This window comes from Paenibacillus cremeus (assembly GCF_007786445.1).
GTDB classification, from domain to species: Bacteria; Bacillota; Bacilli; order Paenibacillales; family NBRC-103111; genus Paenibacillus_G; species Paenibacillus_G cremeus.
In genome coordinates, this window is sequence record NZ_VNJI01000029.1 from 69,560 (window position 1) to 87,632 (window position 18,073).

An 18,073-nucleotide genomic window follows, 5' to 3' on the forward strand; every position below is an offset into this window, starting at 1 on the left:
GCATATACAGTAACTTACCCACTGCCATTCCTGCAAGTGTACTTATAGAAAGACAGTACAGAGATGCTGTACGATTTTCCCGCTTTTAAATAAGATTTTATGGAGAAAAACTCAAAACAAAACGTCTTTGCTCCGGTTCACTGCCCCCGGAACAAAGACGTTCGTTACTCTAAATTGACCAGCCAGGTAAATAGGCCTTGGTATTGTCCAGCATCTGTTGAAACAAGCTCTCCGTATCCTTAACATCCAGCGTAACTAGCGGATCATTAATAAACGCTTGAAAGGCCAGCGATTTATCCTTCGTCAACGCCGCCTGAAGCACAGTTTGCTGATTCGTGACGTGCCGGGCAACCAGACTATGCAAGCCCAGCGGCAATTGTCCGGCGATCACCGGCTTGATGCTATTCCTGCTAAAGACTGCATTGGTTTCCACAACAGCGCCTTGGGGCAGCCCGAGCATTTGGCCTTGATTCGGCAAATTGACATTCGTCACCAGCTCTCCAAGGCCAAGCAGCGCCTTGATCTGCTGCACACCTTCCTCACCTGAAGGCTTAAGATCGACCTGTTCCTCTCCTTGCGCCAATCTTTGATTTCTCAGTACTTGCTCCTTGCGATGCCCTACCCTCCACTCGACCGGAGTTAAGCTAAACTTACACTCCGCCACCGTCTGAGGGTCCTTCAAGTACGATGGCGGCATAAATTCAGCCAAATGCCGATCCCCTGCCGCCGCAATGAGGCCATATCTTCGAAATAAATCAAACTTGACCCTGTTTGCAGCAGCAAAAATATCCGTTTTCCAATACTCGGTTCCTCTCGCCTCGAAGCCTTCCTCATAATGTTTATCTACGAATGCCTTATACAGCGGGAACAGGTCAAGCCCTTTGTAAGACGCGCTGTCCAGCCACGTAAAGTGATTGATGCCCAGCACATTCACCTTGATTTCATTGCGCTTCACGCCTTCGATTCCCAGCATTTCGGCCAGCATGCTGACCATTAGCCGCTGCGTACCAAACACCTCATGACAGCAGCCGAACGCCTTAATCTTTGGAAACACCTCGTAAAGTGCGGCGGTACAGATCGTCATCGGATTAGTGTAGTTAATCACCCATGCCTCTGGAGCATAATCCCGAATGCCTTCGGCAATCTCGACATACATCGGGACGGTCCGCAGCGCTCGTACCAGGCCTCCCGGCCCAACCGTATCCCCTACCGCCTGGTAAATGCCGTATTTCTCCGGAGTATGCACATCGGAAGCCATTTCCTCAAACGTACCCGGGAAGATGGAGATGATGACAAAATCGCAGCCCGCCAATGCTTCCGGCAAGCTCCGCACTGCTGTATAATTCCATTTGCCTTTCACGTCCGTCCGGCTGGACAACCGATTTCCAATGCTGGCATTATCCTGAGCGGCTGCATAATCGATATCGTATAGCCTGACTTCACCGCTCAAGCTTTCTTCCAGGGCGAGATCGCTCATCAGCTTCCATGCCCATTCCCTTGAGCCTCCACCGATGTATGCGATTGTGATCGGATCCGCTTTATCATTTACATGTGTCATCCCATTAAACTCCTTCTTAACCTGTAATCTTGACGGGGGCTCCCGTTCGCGCCGAGCGGTAGATGGCTTGGACAATCTCAAGCGACTTCCTGGCCTCGGCACCGCTCACAAAGGGCTGCCGATCCTCTTTGATCGCATCCATCATATCTTTCAGCTGATAGTAGTGAGCATTGACAGGAGACTGCTCTTGACCCGAATCATAGCCCTCCCCAGACTTCAGCTTCCATTCCTTCATCTTATTGCTCTCGATGACCGCGCTGCCGTGCTCTCCATACACATCCAGCCGGGTATAGAAGCCCGGGTATGCACTAACGTTGCCTTCAATCATGCCCAGCGCTCCGGACTTAAATTTGACGGAAGCCACCGCCAGATCCTCGACCTCAATGCGTTCATGCGCTCTTGTAGCGCAGTACGCAAACACTTCCTCCACGTCGCCCATAATGTATTGGAGCAGGTCGATATAATGAATCGACTGGTTCATCACGGCGCCTCCGCCGTCCAATGCCCAGGTCCCGCGCCAGGCTACTTGATCGTAATACTCCTGGGGCCGATACCATTTGGTGTGGGCGGCCCCAAAATTCAACTGGCCGAATTTTTCTTCTCGAATCGCCTTTTTTATCTCCATGACCGCCGGATTAAATCGATGCTGAAAGATGCAGCTTAATTTGACTCCGGCCTCGCGGCAAGCGTCGATCAGCGCATCGGCTTTGTCCAGACAAATATCGATCGGCTTTTCCGTGATGACATGCTTCCCGGCTTTCGCCGCAGCGATGCCGATCTCCGCATGCGTTCCGCTGGCGGTCAAAATATTGACTACGTCGATATCGTCCCTCTGGAGCATCTCGTGATAATCGGAATAGGTGGCAGCGCCGTAGAGCTCCTCGGCTTTCTTTCGTTTGTCCAAATTTCGATCGCACACAGCCGCAAGCTTCGCTCCTGGTAATTCGGCGATAGCTTTGGCATGATACTGACTCACTTCTCCAAAGCCTATAATGGCAAAATGAATGGCATCCTTCATAGAACGAGGTACACCTACTCCCATATGATCAAATTGGCCAGAACCCCGCTATCCCATGACAGCACTTTGTCGTAAGCCGGCACAGCTTGATCCCATTTCACTTGATTCGTTACCAGCGACTGCATGTCAACCTTCCCCAGCTTCAGCAATTGCAGAAAGCAGTTTCCATTGTCCCTGAACGTCCAATACCCTGGATGCGACTCGAACTCAGGATTGGTCGAGATGTGTGCGCCGATGATGTGCACGCCTTTCTTGTGCACATCCCGGTAAAAATTAATAGAGCTATCGCCCCGCGTGCTGCCTAACAAAACGACACGCCCATAGCGTCGGACGCACTGCAGCGCAAGCGAGATCGGCTCGGGGAACCCTGTGGACTCGATGACGACATGGGGACCGGCTCCACCCGTTTGCTCTTTGAGCTGCTCGATCCAGTTCTCCTCAGCGGAGTTAATCACTGGCTCGTTATTCAATCTCGAGGCCATCTGCAGCTTGCTCTCCACCCGATCTACCCCAAAAGCCTGAATCGCCCCGCTATTGCGGACCAGCTGCATGGCGATCTGCCCGATCAAGCCCAGACCGAGGACCATGGCTGTTTCACCCAGCTCGATGTTCGCCTTTCTGACCGCCTGCATCGCGATCACCCCGAGCCGGATGAACGCAGCGTCTTCGAAGGAGACTCCATCAGGGATATGCACGGCTCTTACCGCATTTACGTTCGCAATCGATTTGTGAAACATAATGCAAGCCACACGGTCGCCTACAGCAAAGTCTGTAACCTCAGCTCCCACCTTCTCGACCACGCCCGCACAGCTGTAGCCGAGATGCTGAGGGTAATGCGAATCGGTATTTTCCAAGTTCAGAATAAAGGCCCGCTCCGTCCCCGGACTTATCACCGACGCACAAGCCCTGACCTGGATTTCTTTGGCTCCCGGATCGGAAACCTCTTGCTCCTGATAGCCTACACGGCCCTTCTCTAATGCCATAATCGCAACACTTTTCATCACCGATGACCTCCATCAAATGGTTTATTATTCGTTATCCCTTCAAGCCCGATGTAGCGATGCCCTCAACAAAATATTTCTGAGCCAAAAAGAAAATGACTATCGATGGAACGATCGCCACCATGGACATCGCCATCACTTGATTCCAGCTCACCTCAGCCACCGTATCGATGGACATTTTGAGGCCCAGGGAGACCGTGAACTTACTTACGCTGTTGATATAGATCAAGGTGTTGAAAAAGTCATTCCAGGTCCAAATGAATTGGAAAATCCCGATCGACACGATCGCCGGCTTGCATAGAGGGATTAAAATGCGGTACAAGATCGCAAAGGAATTGCATCCATCCAAGTGCGCCGATTCGTCCAGCTCGCGGGGAATGCCTCGAAAAAACTGCACCATCATAAAAATAAAGAACGGATTCGCCGCAAAAATCGCTGGTACGATAAACGGCCAATACGTGTTCAGCCACTCTAAATTCCGGAATAAGATGAACTTTGGAATAATTAGTACGGCCTTGGGCAGCATCAGAGTGGAAATCATCAGGGTAAACAAAAACTTTTTGAATATAAACTCGAATCGGCTAAAGCCGTAGGCGACCAAGACGCTGGAGATGATCGTGAATAAGACGGTAGGAACGACCAGATAGAGCGTATTGAGAAAAAAGTGGCTGTAATTCACCCTGCCTGCGCCCTGCCACCCTTTGATAAACGGCTCAAAGCTTAGAGTCTTAGGGAACAAGGAGAGCGAACCGAATATCTCGCTGTTTTCCTTGAAGGAGGCGAAAAATAACCAGACCAGCGGATAAATCATCAGCACGCTTAGTACAGCTAGAAACACATACGCCGTGGGCTTCTTCATACGGTTTTCCCTCCGTCGTCGTAATGAACCCAGGAGGAGGAGGACTTGAACACCAGACTGGTCAAAAGCATGATGATAATGAACAAGACCCAGGAAAGCGCCGAGGCGTAGCCCATTTTGAAAAACTTGAAGCCGTCATCATAGAGCTTAAGAGCATACAAGTAAGTCGAGTTCAGCGGGCCGCCTTTGGTGATGACAAGCGCACCTGTAAAGTCTTGAAACGCATTGACCATCTGCATGATCAGGTTGAAAAATATAATCGGCGTCAGCATGGGAACAGTGATGTTAAAGAAAATGCGGAAGCCGGAGGCTCCGTCAATTTTCGCCGCTTCGTAGAGCTCTTCCGGGATTTGCTTGAGTCCCGCCAAAAAAATAACCATGGAGGAGCCGAACTGCCAAACCGTCAACAAGCCAATCGTGTAGAGCGCCACATCCGGACTTCCCAGCCAGTTGATGGGGCCAATCGATAAGTAAAACAGCATTTGGTTGATGATTCCATTCGTATCGAATAATACCTTCCATAAGATGGCTATCGCTACGCTGCCGCCCATAATGCTCGGGATATAATAGATCGTCCGAAAAATGCTGATTCCCTTCAGCTTCATCGCTAACACAAGCGCAATCAGCAAGGCGAAAACGAGCTTAGCCGGCACGGAGAAAAATACATAAACGGATGTAACCCATAAGGACTTCCAAAATAACGGATCCTTGAAAAACATATAATAATAGTTGTCCAAGCCCACAAATTTGGGGGTTTTCAGCAGACTGTAGTCCGTAAAGGAAAACACAAAGGAAGATACAAACGGATACAGCTGAAATACAAGGAAACCGACCAACCACAAGCTGATATATAACAGTCCAATAGCGCCTTTGCGGTTCGCTATTTTCACTTTTCGTCGCAGCTGCATTATCATCACCATCACATCCTGTTTAAAAAATGGTACAAAAAAATAGAGCCTGACCTCGTGATGACGTTTCTCGTTGCGCAGTTTTGCCAGCACTCTATTTTTTGTGAAAACCGCTTACTTCGACGTTGCTTTAAGCTCCTGCAGCTTATCTTTGTACTGCTTGACCAATTGCGCCCCGGCTTGCTCCGGCGTCAGCTTTTTGTAAGCGACCTGCGCCACCAAATCGGTAAAGATCTTAATGAGCTGGCCGTCGAAGCTGACCGGACTTAGAGGCTGACCTGCAATTTTCGTGTTCTCATCGGTTGCTTTAGCTACCAGCGGCGAGACGACTTTGGCTTCCGACAGCAGCTTCATCGCCAAGTCGGTGCTTGGAATGCCTCGGGAATCCTTAAGCGTCAGGATGGCATCCTTATCTTTAAAAAACCAGTTCAGGAATTTGGCCGCTTCCGCTACATTTTTGGAATTGGCGTTAATCGCGAGCAATTGGGCCGGCCGAATTTCAATCCCCGTATTCTTAGTCCCCTGCAGAATTGGCAGCGGTGCGACACCCAGCTTAAATTTACTGTTGCCCTCTACCTTAGGGATGACGCTGCTCGCATCCATCATGATGCCGGACTCTCCGCTCTGCCACTTCAGATGCTCGTCAATGGCTCCGCCCACGGTCGATTCTTCAAACGGGCGCAGCACACCTTTATCCAGCATCGTTTTTAAGTAAGCGAATGCCTCGGTGGCCAGCTTCTCATCAAAGCTAATGGTAAAATCGTCTTTGACCAGCGACTCGCCCGTTTTCTGAAGCATGTAAGTCGTTAATAAAGGCCGGATATGATCTACGGTATGGAGAAGATAATCTTTGTTGTTTTCTTTGTGCACGCGTTCGCCAACCTCGATTAGCTTATCCCAGGTCCATTGCGTGTTCGGGTCGATGTTGTGCTTGGTGAAGAAATCCTGGTTGAAAATGAACAGCTCCTTGGCAATTACGCCAGTAGGCAGACCCTGAAGCTTTCCCTTCCAGGAGCTTTGCTCATCCAGGAATTTTTTATTGAAAATGCTTTTGTCGATCGCGTCGATCTTATTCAGGTCAACGAAAAATTCGCCCTGCTTGGAAAAGTCGTACAGCCACGGCGAGTCAATCTGAAGGATGTCGGGAGCCGTACCGCCAGCCAGCTGCGTTGTCAGCTTCTGAAAGTAGCCGTCAAACCCTCCGTATTCAGGCTCGATTTTCACGTTCGGGTTCAGCTTCTGGTACTTTTCAATCGCTTCAATGGTTGCTTTATGGCGAGCGTCTCCCCCCCACCAGACAAACCTTAAATTCACCTGTTTAGGAGCTGCCGCATCCTTGGATTCGGCTGACTTCTCCTGGGCTGGCCCGCAAGCTACTGCGGATAACAGAACGGAGGCTGCAACGATCGTGGAACCGATCATCTTCACTTTTGCTTTCGTATTCGCTTTCAAAATAAGTTCCCCCTTAAGAAGGCGTTTTCACCTATCCATTTTTTTCAAGCGACAATCGATCGCTTATCGCCTATACTTTAATGATAAGATTTATTCGGATTGCGGCAAGTAATCAGAATTTAGATTTACCTTCTATTATTGCCTTAATCTTGAGGATGGTCGTCAATTTTTAACATTTGAAATCGATTCTTAACATTCTGATAAGAGGACCGGCGGAGTATGGTAAAATGCTCATGATCGATCTTGGAGGTGAGCCATCATGTATAAGCTTCTGATTGTGGATGATGAGGAGGAAGTGCGAAGAGGGATTTCCGATTACTTCCCTTGGCATGAGATCGGCTTTGAAATTGTCCATCAGGCAGACAATGGGAAAGCTGCGTTAGAATACATTGTAAATCATCCGGTCGATGCCGTGCTTTGTGATGTCCAAATGCCGATTATGACAGGGATTGCTCTGGCTGAGAACATCCGCGCGTTAAACCGACAATTGAAGGTTGTGTTTCTAAGCGCATACCGGCAGTTCGAATATGCCCAGAAGGCGCTGGAGTTCGGTGTCAAAAATTACATTGTAAAGCCGGTGAAATATACCGAATTGGTTCATGTGTTCAATCAGATAAAAGAAGAGCTGGACAAGGAGTACGCCAAGCCCGCCCTGGAGCTTCAGGCCAGCATTCAAAAGCCCCCGGAGCCGATCAGCCATCATGATAAAATCATTCTTGTGGTCAAACGGTATATCCAGGACCACTATAAGGATGTCACCTTAGAAAGCGCAGCCGGACAGGCACACATGAATCCGCATTACTTCAGCAAATTTTTCAAAGGAAAAACCGGACAAAATTTCTACGATTACGTAATTGAGGTCCGAATGAAAAAAGCAGCGGAGCTGCTGGAAGACATCAATTTGAAAACGTACGATGTCAGCGAGCAGGTCGGATATACGAATCCGAAAAATTTTTCCAGAGTATTCCGAAGCTATTATAATCTAACCCCGACACAATACCGAAATAAACAAAGCGGACTGGACTTGAGCGAACATGACCTTTAGAACCGGAAACAAATTGAAAGCGCTAACTTACCGATATTTGACCAAAAATATGCTTTTATTTATAACGCCGCTATGTATCCCGATTTTAATCTTAGGCATCTTTTCCATCACGACCACCAAGAGCTATAATGAGCATGAAATCGATAAAAACAACATGACCATCTTGTTTCAAACGCAGCAAAATGTGGAAATGACATTTAACGAGATGGATTCTTTAAGCCTGATGTTTAGTACCAACCCGGAAATATCAGTCAGCTTGAAAGAGACGTTAAAGAAGTCCACGACAAGCTATGAGGATCTGGAGTTTTTAAAAATCATCCGGAGCTTTATTGAGACTCCCGCTTACGCCAAGCCCTACATTCAATCAATCTATGTGTATTTCGAAAATGAACGGCATCAGTTTATTGCCACGACCAAAAGCGGCTTCGCCGAGCTGGACAGCTTTATCGATACCTCATGGTACCAGAGCTTCCTCTCCCATTATGAAAATGCATGGACCGAGCTTCGGCAAGTGAAAAATTTTGAGTTCGAAACGAAGCCTACGAGTATCTTGACGCTGTATCGAAACTTGGCCCCTGTCAATACGACGCACAAGGTTGGCGTGATCGTTCTCAATATTAATTTGAGTTATTTTGAGAAGTTGCTGAATGAGCTGCCGACTTCGCCTCAGCAGGCAATTATGATTGTGGATGATCATGGCAAGATCGTACTCCGAAACAAGATTTCCTACGCTCTATCGGTTGAGGATATTCAAAAATTTATCGGTGCGAGCAACGATTCCTTTTTTCGAGTGAAGACCGCGGAGGATACTTACATGATCTCGCAATTAAAATCGGACCGGTATCACTGGAGATATATTTCGGTGATCCCTCAGCGGATATTGTACAAGGGGCCTAATGATATCCAAAAGCTGACGATTCTAATCTTAATCTTGTCGTTTACGCTCGGGTTAATTGTAACTTTTTATTTGAATAAGAAAAATGATCGGCGGATCCAGGACATCATTGCAATTATCAATTCTGCGAACGACAATACCCCGCTTCCCGTTCTTCGCTCTACTACGATCAAAGATGAGTTCGGCTTTATTATTAATAATATTTTACAAAAATTCATCGAGCAAAAATATTTAAAGCTGCAGCTGCATGAGCGGCAGTACAAGCAGCAGGTCGCGGAGCTTCTGGCGCTGCAATCGCAGATTAACCCGCATTTTCTGTTCAACACCTTGCAAACGATTTATTGGAAGGTGCTGCAGTTTACCGGTAAGCCCAACGAGGCTAACGAAATGCTTGAAAACCTCTCGGACGTGCTGAAGTACTCCCTGGAGGACCCATATACTCCGGCCACAATAGGGGATGAAATTAATTACGCCAAAAGCTACATCGATATCCAAAAGGTACGATATAAAGATAAGTTCAATGTCTTCTGGGAGTATGATGAGGGAATCGAAGCTAGGCAGGTAATGAGGCTGCTGCTCCAGCCCTTGCTGGAAAATGCGATTTATCATGGGATCAAAGAAAAAGCGGGGAAAAGCTCCATCAAAGTAAAAATCCACGATCGATCACCCGAGTTGAAAATATCGGTCATCGACAGTGGATTAGGAATTCCAGCGCATAGGCTGAGGCAAATCCGAGACGATCTGAAGCACAGAGAGGAGCTCTCCAGCCATATCGGTCTTATGAACACTAACAAACGCCTGAAATTAATGTACGGTGAGCAGTACGGAATGAAAGTGTTTAGCAAACAAGGAATCGGCACGGTGATTCAAATTCATATCCCAATAGAGAAAAGCAGCTTGATTTAAAAAGGCTGCAGCTATACCGAGTACTGCTCCAAGTAGCGCTTCAAGCTCGGTCGTCTCCTTTGGGCTTGTTTTGCCATCCGGTGCCTCCGATTTAAGATAAGGTAAGGACGACAACGGACATAGGCGGGATATCTGCATGGAAACCTTCCTCGTTCAGCTGCACGCTGGTAAACACCTCAGGCTTGACCAGATCCGGATTTTCAAATGTATTATGACTATTCATGGAGGACGAGGCCAAAATTCTGCCAGTTACCTGCTTACCCGCGAATTCTCCCGTAAGGCAATCCACCGGAGCGGAATGATTCGGATCCGTATTGCAAAGCGTAATGTTCAGCTTGCCTGCTTCATCCACCGAAGCGGATACGCTAAGCTGAGGAATTTCCTCCCCATTGAATTTATACGTGCCACTGCTAATCTCAATCGGCTGCATCATGGCATCCTGGTGTACTTTAAACATTTCAAAGACATGATACGTCGGGGTCAGAATCATTTTTTCCCCTTCCGTTAAAATCACCGCCTGCAGCACGTTAATCGTCTGGGCAATATTCGCCATTCTTACACGGTCGCAGTGATTGTTGAAAATATTTAGGCTGATCGCCGCAGAAACGGCATCTCGCATCGTATTTTGCTGATATAGGAAGCCGGGATTCGTGCCGGGTTCAACGTCAAACCAGGTGCCCCACTCGTCGATAATCAATGCTACCTTCTTCTCGGGATCGTATTTATCCATAATGGCGGAGTGCTTCGCAACAAGCTCCTCTGTGAAATAGGCCGCCTTCATAATGCCGAACCATTCGCTCTCGTCGAAGTCGACAGCTTGGCCTCTCACCGCATCCGGTTTTTTCAAATAAAATCGGTTCCCGTCGGGATTTTCAATCACGATACTGTGATCCCTCAGCCTCGTGTAGTAATGGAGCGCCAATCCGTCCATGAAATGCCCTGCCTCCCGCATAAGTACTTCCGTCCAGTGGTAATTGTCCCCCCTTGGACCGGCGGCAATTTTGTAGATGGAATTCTCTCCATAATCCCTTACATACGTGCTGTATTGTCTGTAAAGGTCCGCATAATATTCCGCTCTCATGCGGCCGCCGCAGCCCCAGTTCTCGTTGCCTATACCAAAATAGGTCAGCTGCCAGGGCTTTTCTCTACCGTTTGCTTTCCGCAAGTCAGCCATCGGAGATTCCCCGTCGAAGGTCATATATTCAACCCACTGCTGCATCTCATAAACCGTTCCGCTGCCGACATTCCCGCAGATATACGGCTCCGTTTCCAGCATGTCGCACAAATCGAAAAATTCATGCGTTCCGAAATGGTTATTCTCCACCACGCCGCCCCAATGCGTATTAATCATTCGGGCTCTCGTTTCCTTAGGTCCAATGCCGTCCTTCCAGTGATATTCATCGGCGAAGCATCCGCCCGGCCAGCGCAGGATCGGAATTTTCATATCTTTTAGCGCCTGAACCACATCGTTTCGGATGCCTCTCGTATTGGGAATGTCGGAATCCTCACCGACCCAAATCCCCTCATAGATGCAGCGCCCCAGATGCTCGGCAAAATGTCCGTAAATGTTTCGGTCGATTTTGTGAGCTGCCGCTTGCGTATTGATTTTAATGCTGCTTTTCATAGTGTCTGCCTCCTGAAATGAACTGGGATGGAATAGCACTAAATGGATTCCTCATCTTGATAAATTCGGGTAATTTTAAATTTGGTATTATCAAGTATGGGGCCGACTCCGGGCTCCTGCGGTACCTCTAGTGTGCCGTTAACCGGTTCAACCGCTCTTTGGAAATAACGGACTCTATCTGGGATGACTTGGTATAAATATTCTACGAAAGGGGATAAATTCATGGTTTGTGCGGCTACAATGTGTGGCGCTGCCAAAATCATATGTCCGTGCGGCACTATGCGAACCTTAGGATAAGAGGATTCTATCATCTTGCAGATGGCTATCGATTCAGAAATACCTCCACACCACTCCGGATCACATTGAACATAATCAAGCAGCCCTCTATCCAGAAATGGCTTCAGGCTCCAACGGGTGTAGAGATGTTCCCCTCCGGCCAACACCGACGACGGGTTAGCTTGTTTGATGGTCTCGTAGCCTTCAATATCGTCCGGGGCTGTAGGCTCCTCGATCCAAACCGGGCGAAAGGGGACCATCTCCTTAACCAACTTGCTCGCCCAGGATAATCTTGATTTACGGGTGGATATATCGTCGATTTGATCACTTAATCTGCTTAAGTCGTACATAACTTGTGAATCACCGGGCAGCAGCTTATTCAGTGTCTCAAGAAAGCTTAAATTCTTTTTGATACCCAGCGCATCAATCGGCCTATGGGGAAGAAAACATTTGTGCCGTTTGAAGCCTTGGTCGTACCAACGCCTTGCCTTCTCCAGCGCCTCCTCGGGAGTCTTGCTTCCCATACAGCTAATGTAAGCCTCAAGTTCGGCCCGCTTACCGCCTAAAAGTTGACTTACCGGCTTTCTTTCCGCCTTCCCTCGCAAATCCCAAATGGCAATATCCACGGCACTGAAAGCCGTGATAATTTCTCCCGTTGCGGTATGCCTTGAGGTGCGGTGAGAACGCCATAGATTTTCGCCGGTCAAAGGATCTTTTCCGTGTTCATAAGCTGTAAGCGGGTTGCTCGGATACACAGCATCCCATAGTGAAGAAAACTCTATCGCAGGATCAAAAAGATTTCGCCCAGCAAGATGCTTGTTAAACACATGAAGTCTGCTATTGACCGCACTAAATTGATAGTGGCCGTCCAAAGGTCCAGCATGGCCTGTTAATCCGCCGTAGCTCACGATTTCCACAAACCTTTGCTCATGTTGCTGGTTAAGATCGACCAGCTCGATGATTCTTACTTCCTTAATTGTTAGATCCGCATCCATTGTCATTTGAATACACCCCTAAATTTAGTTATCAAAGGAATTCCCGATATTTTCATAACCTTGTTGATATCGATGACAAGGATATCCGAGGCACTCCGCAAATTTACCGGGAAAGCTTCACCCCATCCTCATGAAAAATATTTTTCTCGAAACTGCCCTGGGGTGATACCTTCGTATTTTTTAAATATTTTGTTTAAATAAGCCGGATGCCAACCCAATTCACTAGCAATTTCACCCAGCATCAGATTTGAATTCGTAATCAATTGTTTGCACTTTTCAATTTTCAAACGAGTCACATAAACAACAAACGTTGTTCCGGTAACCTGTTTAAAAGCTTTGCTTAATGCATAGGGCAGGACTCCAACTCTCTCCGCGCATTGCTCCAGGGAAATATCATTCATATATTCTTGCTGGATGATCTCCAGCACCCTGTCTATGGTTTGCTTTTTTTTCAAAGCTTGTGTTTTCTTTACTTCTTCGATATAAGGTTGAATCACCGTCTCAGAAAACCAAAGGATCATCTCTTCCTTGTCTTGAATTTGACTCAATTCGTCGAACAAATTTTTCCCTTTATACAAATTATAAGGATGGAAACCGGCCTGCAGTACGGCACGTTCTATACTTCCCAGCAGGATCTGCATACCTAGTAAGATTTCCATTTTAAATTGGGAGTTGGCCTCCATCTCGTCCCCAAATTTATGAATGAGCTGGATAGCTTCCTCACCCTTCCATAAATGAATGGCTTGGACGATATCTATTTCAATTTGAATGGGGAAAAATGAGATTTTACTTGTGGAAATATAATTTTCGATATCCAGAATTTGATTTGCTTTACTTATATCGCGATATTTCAAATAATCCCGTGCTCTCTGCATTTCTTGCGGAACGAACTTTAATTCACCGATTATTCGACCAAGACTGACTGTAACATGACGCTTGAGTATGAAATTGATCGTATTCTCGATTTCATTTGAAAATTGAAATAATTCTTGCTTCATCCGTTCGTGGGTATTTTCCTGCAGGTGGTGTGCAATCAAAACACCGATCGTAAGGTCTTGATTATTGATTACATGCGATTGTACGAACCGTTTCCGGATCAATTCTTCGACGATATTGGTTGCTGCAAATCCGAGCAATTGCTCGTCACCTTTGGAGAACGAACTTTGGCCATTGGGGAGTCCGCTCAACATGACAACAAGAACGGAATAACTTTGGGCTTGAATTTCCCAGCCCAGTTGTGTCAATTTCGTCTGCAATTCAGATTCGTTTAATGAATATAAATGGCCGTTGAGCAGTTGAAGAAAAAAACCGTCTCTCATTTCAGGCAACGAATTATGCAGCTTCTGTTCGATCATGCTTTTTTCCCGAGTAAGCCGATCGATCGGTTTATAAATGCGCAGGGAAGCCGCCCAAGATAGGGTTATTGCTAAAAATATACAAGAGACACTAACGATCATAATCCATTTGGCAATCATCTTGATTGGGTTTGTGACTCGGGACGTTGGCGTCGCAGCCATATACACCCATGACTCGTTAAGACGCCTCATTTGGTTGTAGGTGACAGAATATTTTTCTCCGTTGATGGATAAAATGTCCGGATGGTTTGAGTGATTTTTCTCATAAGAAGCTGCCAAATGCACAGAATTCGCCGGTACTCCTCCTAATGCGATTGACCTCTCATTCTCCATGACGAGGAAAAAATCTTGCATGGAGGTTAGGGACTGGTTATAAAGCGCTTCCACTTTATTGGAATCCAACAAGATGAGAATCACACCGTAGGCACTGGTATTAACAGGGGTCTTCAAAACAAGCATTTTGGGAAATACTTTCCCTTTGTAGAAATCAGGAACATCGCTCCAAAAGAAGGACTGTTCCCTATCAAGCAAATTACGAAAAAATGCTTCGGACTCCGTGTCTTTGATGCTCTGAACTCCTTGTTCAGTAATACTCGCTTGATGCGGATTGGAATAAAAGATGATTTTGTTGATTAAGTGATTTGTCCCTTTCATGAGCATTAAAGACTGGTATAGGTTTTGCACGTACTCGTAATCCGTTGCCAGATTAATGTTTTTCAGACCTTCTCCAAATAGGGGATGAATCGAAAATTGACTGACCGTCGACTCCAACTGATTAAAACTTTCATCCATTTTACCCATCAATTGCTGTATTTGCCATGAATGATTGCGGGTAACCTCTTTCTCAAGCTGCATGCTTCCAACAAAATATGCTGCTACTGCGAGAAACAAAGTAGGAATCATGGTGATGCAAAGAACGATTAAAAAATTATTCCTATACATTTTTCTTCCAAATAAACGATGGTTGAACATGTTTCTCCCACCTAAAGATGACGTTAATGATTCAATTATCATTCATAGAAGGATTTTCCACAATAAAATTTTCTCCACATCATAAACCGTCTAAAAAGAAACCCCGTTTCGTCGAAGAACCGGGGTTCGCGGTTTTACAAATCAATGATTAGCGTGAAGCCTGAGGATGCAGTACATAATAAGGTTGATTTGACAGGTCGTCTGCAAATCCCGGCATTAACCACGCATCTCCATTTACGCTTCTCACCTCGAAAAAGTATTGAAGTGGATAGGGCGAATCCGTGTATGCAGCAGGAATGGTCGCGAAGTATCCCGTTTCGTTTTGTTCCATGTCCACAGTGACATACGGTTCCGCTTGATTCACGTGCCTATAATGAAGTTGAACGTGTATATCGGTTTGTCTTTCGGTAAAACCCGTTTGAATATGAATCGGTTCACCTTTGTAGCAATAAGAGACCGGCGAATGCTTCAATTCGGGGCGAACTCCTTTCGTGAAGGAGCTAAGCAAATCACTCATCGACCTTGATCGTTCTGATTTCTGGGAACGGATTGGATCAAGCATCCGCTCGAGTGCGGAAATATCCTCATCAATCGCCGCCAACCGATCCGCCCAGTGTCCCCGCGAATAATGAGCGCGCCCGAAGGTGATATCATCTTTGTAAATTCCTTTGGAAGCATCGATCACCTGTTTCCAGGCATCGCGGGCTTCATAGTAATAATCCAAAGCTTCCTGCAGCAAGCTCGCGTCACTCGCTCTCTCAAACAAGGCATACGCGAGCCCTGCACGGAATTTACGGGCAAAAAACCGGCCAATCCACATCATGACTTTTACATCCGCTTCCATTCTTCGGAATGAGGTTTCATTGCGGTTCGGAATTTTGCCTGATGCCTCCTCCAATCTCCGTTCCGATTTGTCGGCCAAGTCGTCAAGGATGTCGGCAATCTCCAAAGGAGTATATTTCCCTTTCCGTTTTCCCTGAAGAATATCGTCCGCAAATTCGTTAACGCTGTACACAAGTACCGGATCAAGCGGACTCGCTGATCCAAAGGTATGTGGTGAAGGCGTGTCAAAATCGTAATTATAAGGGTAGCCGTAATTGCTGTACGGATTGTTGATGGGCTTTTCGTCTCTGTAAAGCGGCATATTGGTGTACATCTCCGGCCAATATACGTTGTTTGCGACGGAAGGGGCATGGGCGACGAGTATCAACGGCAGAATTCGGCTAGCGTACGCCAATGATTCCTCACTGGCTTCAGCGGCACCCTGGAATTCCGTCCGAAGGTACCTTCTCCACGAATCCGGGTTAGTATCCGGATTATAGGAAAGCCTGCCCAGCAAACGATATGTATACGAAAACTTTGTCCAATCCCGATTGAACAACTGCAGCTGCTCATCCGCATAAAGTTCGCGCCCGCCGGGTGAACCTGAACCTTTACGCCCCTTGAAGGAAAGAGGTTCGAACCACTCGATGCCGAGCGACCCGCAGAAGCTTGCGTAGCGGCCGTAGCCAGCTGCCATGGCAGGGTCACCCCACATGAGGATTCGCTGCGTCCCCGGCCATACCCGATGAACGATTCCATACTTGCGGTCATCGCGATAATAATCGGCGTATCCGTAACGGGTATAGCTTCGTTTCGAGGTGACTTCCATGCCCCCTCTCCGGATTTCGGGATTACCTATGCTGGAATGAGCCGCGGTTTTGTTGTCGCCTGGACGTTTTGGATAAAATTCCCTTTCCCGGATCGATGCCTGATGATACGGCAAACCCGCGTGTTCCGCCCAATACTTCGTCGATAATACTACGGGTCCCCCGGTACTTATGGCAATATCAATCAGTTCATCGTTGACGCCCTTGGCATGAAAATCCACTTCAATTTGACGTCCTGATGCTTCGATCCCCTGGACAACAACTCTCCAGAAATCATGGGTTGGTTCGGGCACACCACCTTCGAAATGAACCCTGAAGGTAATTCCCTGTATATCGGTACAGGTCTGAAGCAGATACTTTAGCGCATCCCGGCAATAGGACGCATGGTTAGAACCGTCAAGCCCCTCGATCTTGTACTTCTTATTGGTATTATTGGGACCGTAATCATAAGCATGATTCCACAGACCTAACCGAAATTGAAGCCCTCTAAGCTTGGCCTGACCGCTGATGTACTGCAATGTCTCGAGGTTCTTTGTTCGTTCCTCGACGGAAAGTCCGTCCACCTGAACCGAATATCCCGGAACCGAAATCAGGAATGGATACATGAAGCAGAAGTAGGTATCCATTACGATTTTATCTATTAAATAATCATATCCTACGCCTGTACCAAGAGTAATTCGGTTAAATCGTTGAGTGGCGAGCTCCGTCAAATACTCATCCCAAAAGGAGCGATCATAAAACCAGCTCTTGTCTTCCGCTTCGCTGCTGAACAACCGGGTCACACTGCGTATGGAATTGCTTGGTTTTTCCACGAACGTTTGAACCGACTTCAAGTCTGCCAATGGGGTTGAGGAATGTTTGGCGATATCGGCCAGTTCCAGCACGGCATAAATCAAACCTCGCGTATCCGCCCCAGCTACGACTAGCGTGTTCAATTTTTCATGGGTTTCTGCAAAAACTCCGAATGCTTCCGGAACATCGGGTATGTCTGCGGTTGTCGTGCCCTTCCCCGGGATGATGATCTGCAAGCGGGCATCCCCACCTGCACTCTTCTCATCCGATGAAGTGACAGTCAATCCTTTTTCCTGCAGGATCTTCGTCAAATGTCCGACCGCCCAGTCGATTTGAGGCTCGGAAGCCTGCTGACCTTCGGGATGTCTCACGATAAGCACATCTGCAATTCGGTTATCGGCCATGATTGTAACACTCCTTAATCACTTGGATGAAATTCGGACTTGGTACGATTTGTTCAATTCCTCAGTGATCTTGATCAGATCTTTATCATTCTTTAATTGTTCGACGTAAGAGTCCCAATCGGACAGAGGTCTTTTCCCGAGAATGATTTGGGTCTTCACGTCCTGAATTTTTTTGCGAAGCTCAGCGCCTGCCTTCTGATCAGTTTCGGAATATAGACCGGCGTCGATTTTCCCCGAACTGATTTTCGCTTTTTCATCAATGATTTTCTTGTTGAACTCATAGAAATCGCGCGGAATTCCGGGGGCGTAAGCGCGAATATAAGGGTCCAGAGCAAGGTAGATTTGTCCCGTCGATTGCGGCGAT

Annotated in this window: 12 protein-coding genes and 1 pseudogene; 2 read left to right on the plus strand and 11 right to left on the minus strand. The window is 47.2% G+C overall.

Annotated elements, in window-relative coordinates; translation table 11 throughout:
- Positions 1 to 169: 169 nt before the first annotated feature.
- The 6 genes from FPZ49_RS21225 to FPZ49_RS21250 all read right to left on the minus strand — a co-directional run bounded on the left by FPZ49_RS21225 (position 170) and on the right by FPZ49_RS21250 (position 6,796).
- Positions 170 to 1,558: a family 4 glycosyl hydrolase gene (locus FPZ49_RS21225; protein WP_144850691.1), complete on the minus strand. Its 1,389-nt coding sequence runs from the start codon at positions 1,556 to 1,558 to the stop codon at positions 170 to 172.
- A gap of 16 nt (positions 1,559 to 1,574) precedes the next feature.
- On the minus strand, positions 1,575 to 2,576 hold the full coding sequence (locus FPZ49_RS21230; protein ID WP_144850693.1) for a Gfo/Idh/MocA family protein: 1,002 nt from the start codon (positions 2,574 to 2,576) through the stop codon (positions 1,575 to 1,577).
- A 14-nt stretch (positions 2,577 to 2,590) separates the two neighbouring features.
- Positions 2,591 to 3,577: a zinc-dependent alcohol dehydrogenase gene (locus tag FPZ49_RS21235; RefSeq protein ID WP_144850695.1), complete on the minus strand. Its 987-nt coding sequence runs from the start codon at positions 3,575 to 3,577 to the stop codon at positions 2,591 to 2,593.
- Between the two features lie 34 nt (positions 3,578 to 3,611).
- Positions 3,612 to 4,436 carry a carbohydrate ABC transporter permease gene (locus tag FPZ49_RS21240; protein ID WP_144850697.1) on the minus strand — a complete coding sequence of 275 codons (825 nt, stop codon included), beginning with the start codon at positions 4,434 to 4,436 and terminating at the stop codon, positions 3,612 to 3,614.
- Entirely contained in the window at positions 4,433 to 5,350 is a 918-nt protein-coding gene (locus FPZ49_RS21245; protein ID WP_261381519.1) for a carbohydrate ABC transporter permease, read from the minus strand. The genes FPZ49_RS21240 and FPZ49_RS21245 overlap by 4 nt, the downstream gene beginning before the upstream one ends.
- Before the next feature lie 108 nt (positions 5,351 to 5,458).
- Positions 5,459 to 6,796, minus strand: a complete 1,338-nt coding sequence (locus tag FPZ49_RS21250; RefSeq protein ID WP_144850701.1) for an ABC transporter substrate-binding protein — start codon at positions 6,794 to 6,796, stop codon at positions 5,459 to 5,461.
- Positions 6,797 to 7,055: 259 nt separating this feature from the next.
- On the opposite strand from FPZ49_RS21250, the gene FPZ49_RS21255 reads away from it, so the two are divergent.
- Positions 7,056 to 7,841, plus strand: coding sequence for a response regulator transcription factor (locus FPZ49_RS21255; RefSeq protein WP_144850703.1), 786 nt, complete (start codon positions 7,056 to 7,058; stop codon positions 7,839 to 7,841).
- A complete protein-coding gene (locus FPZ49_RS21260) occupies positions 7,831 to 9,642 on the plus strand; it encodes a sensor histidine kinase (protein WP_144850705.1) in 1,812 nt (603 codons plus the stop codon). Before FPZ49_RS21255 ends, FPZ49_RS21260 begins: the two co-directional genes overlap by 11 nt.
- A gap of 91 nt (positions 9,643 to 9,733) precedes the next feature.
- On the opposite strand, the gene FPZ49_RS21265 is transcribed toward FPZ49_RS21260, so the two are convergent.
- From FPZ49_RS21265 to FPZ49_RS35915, 5 genes and pseudogenes are all read right to left on the minus strand, one after another.
- Positions 9,734 to 11,266, minus strand: a complete 1,533-nt coding sequence (locus tag FPZ49_RS21265; RefSeq protein WP_144850707.1) for an alpha-N-arabinofuranosidase — start codon at positions 11,264 to 11,266, stop codon at positions 9,734 to 9,736.
- 38 nt (positions 11,267 to 11,304) lie between these two features.
- On the minus strand, positions 11,305 to 12,543 hold the full coding sequence (locus FPZ49_RS21270) for a mandelate racemase/muconate lactonizing enzyme family protein (RefSeq protein WP_144850709.1): 1,239 nt from the start codon (positions 12,541 to 12,543) through the stop codon (positions 11,305 to 11,307).
- Positions 12,544 to 12,665: 122 nt separating this feature from the next.
- The gene (locus tag FPZ49_RS21275) at positions 12,666 to 14,864 is read right to left on the minus strand and encodes a helix-turn-helix transcriptional regulator (protein ID WP_186445978.1); all 2,199 of its coding nucleotides are present in this window, start codon (positions 14,862 to 14,864) and stop codon (positions 12,666 to 12,668) included.
- Positions 14,865 to 15,012: 148 nt separating this feature from the next.
- The gene (locus FPZ49_RS21280) at positions 15,013 to 17,709 is read right to left on the minus strand and encodes a hypothetical protein (protein WP_144850713.1); all 2,697 of its coding nucleotides are present in this window, start codon (positions 17,707 to 17,709) and stop codon (positions 15,013 to 15,015) included.
- 18 nt (positions 17,710 to 17,727) lie between these two features.
- A pseudogene (locus FPZ49_RS35915) lies at positions 17,728 to 18,073 on the minus strand (extracellular solute-binding protein); the annotation flags it as partial.

Bases quoted from the DNA above. Each gene is read 5' to 3' on its own strand.
- FPZ49_RS21225 (WP_144850691.1), bottom strand. From the start codon at position 1,558: ATGACACATGTAAATGATAAAGCGGATCCGATCACAATCGCATACATC.
- FPZ49_RS21230 (WP_144850693.1), bottom strand. From the start codon at position 2,576: ATGAAGGATGCCATTCATTTTGCCATTATAGGCTTTGGAGAAGTGAGT.
- FPZ49_RS21235 (WP_144850695.1), bottom strand. From the start codon at position 3,577: ATGAAAAGTGTTGCGATTATGGCATTAGAGAAGGGCCGTGTAGGCTAT.
- FPZ49_RS21240 (WP_144850697.1), bottom strand. From the start codon at position 4,436: ATGAAGAAGCCCACGGCGTATGTGTTTCTAGCTGTACTAAGCGTGCTG.
- FPZ49_RS21245 (WP_261381519.1), bottom strand. From the start codon at position 5,350: ATGATAATGCAGCTGCGACGAAAAGTGAAAATAGCGAACCGCAAAGGC.
- FPZ49_RS21255 (WP_144850703.1), top strand. From the start codon at position 7,056: ATGTATAAGCTTCTGATTGTGGATGATGAGGAGGAAGTGCGAAGAGGG.
- FPZ49_RS21260 (WP_144850705.1), top strand. From the start codon at position 7,831: ATGACCTTTAGAACCGGAAACAAATTGAAAGCGCTAACTTACCGATAT.
- FPZ49_RS21265 (WP_144850707.1), bottom strand. From the start codon at position 11,266: ATGAAAAGCAGCATTAAAATCAATACGCAAGCGGCAGCTCACAAAATC.
- FPZ49_RS21270 (WP_144850709.1), bottom strand. From the start codon at position 12,543: ATGACAATGGATGCGGATCTAACAATTAAGGAAGTAAGAATCATCGAG.
- FPZ49_RS21275 (WP_186445978.1), bottom strand. From the start codon at position 14,864: ATGTTCAACCATCGTTTATTTGGAAGAAAAATGTATAGGAATAATTTT.
- FPZ49_RS21280 (WP_144850713.1), bottom strand. From the start codon at position 17,709: ATGGCCGATAACCGAATTGCAGATGTGCTTATCGTGAGACATCCCGAA.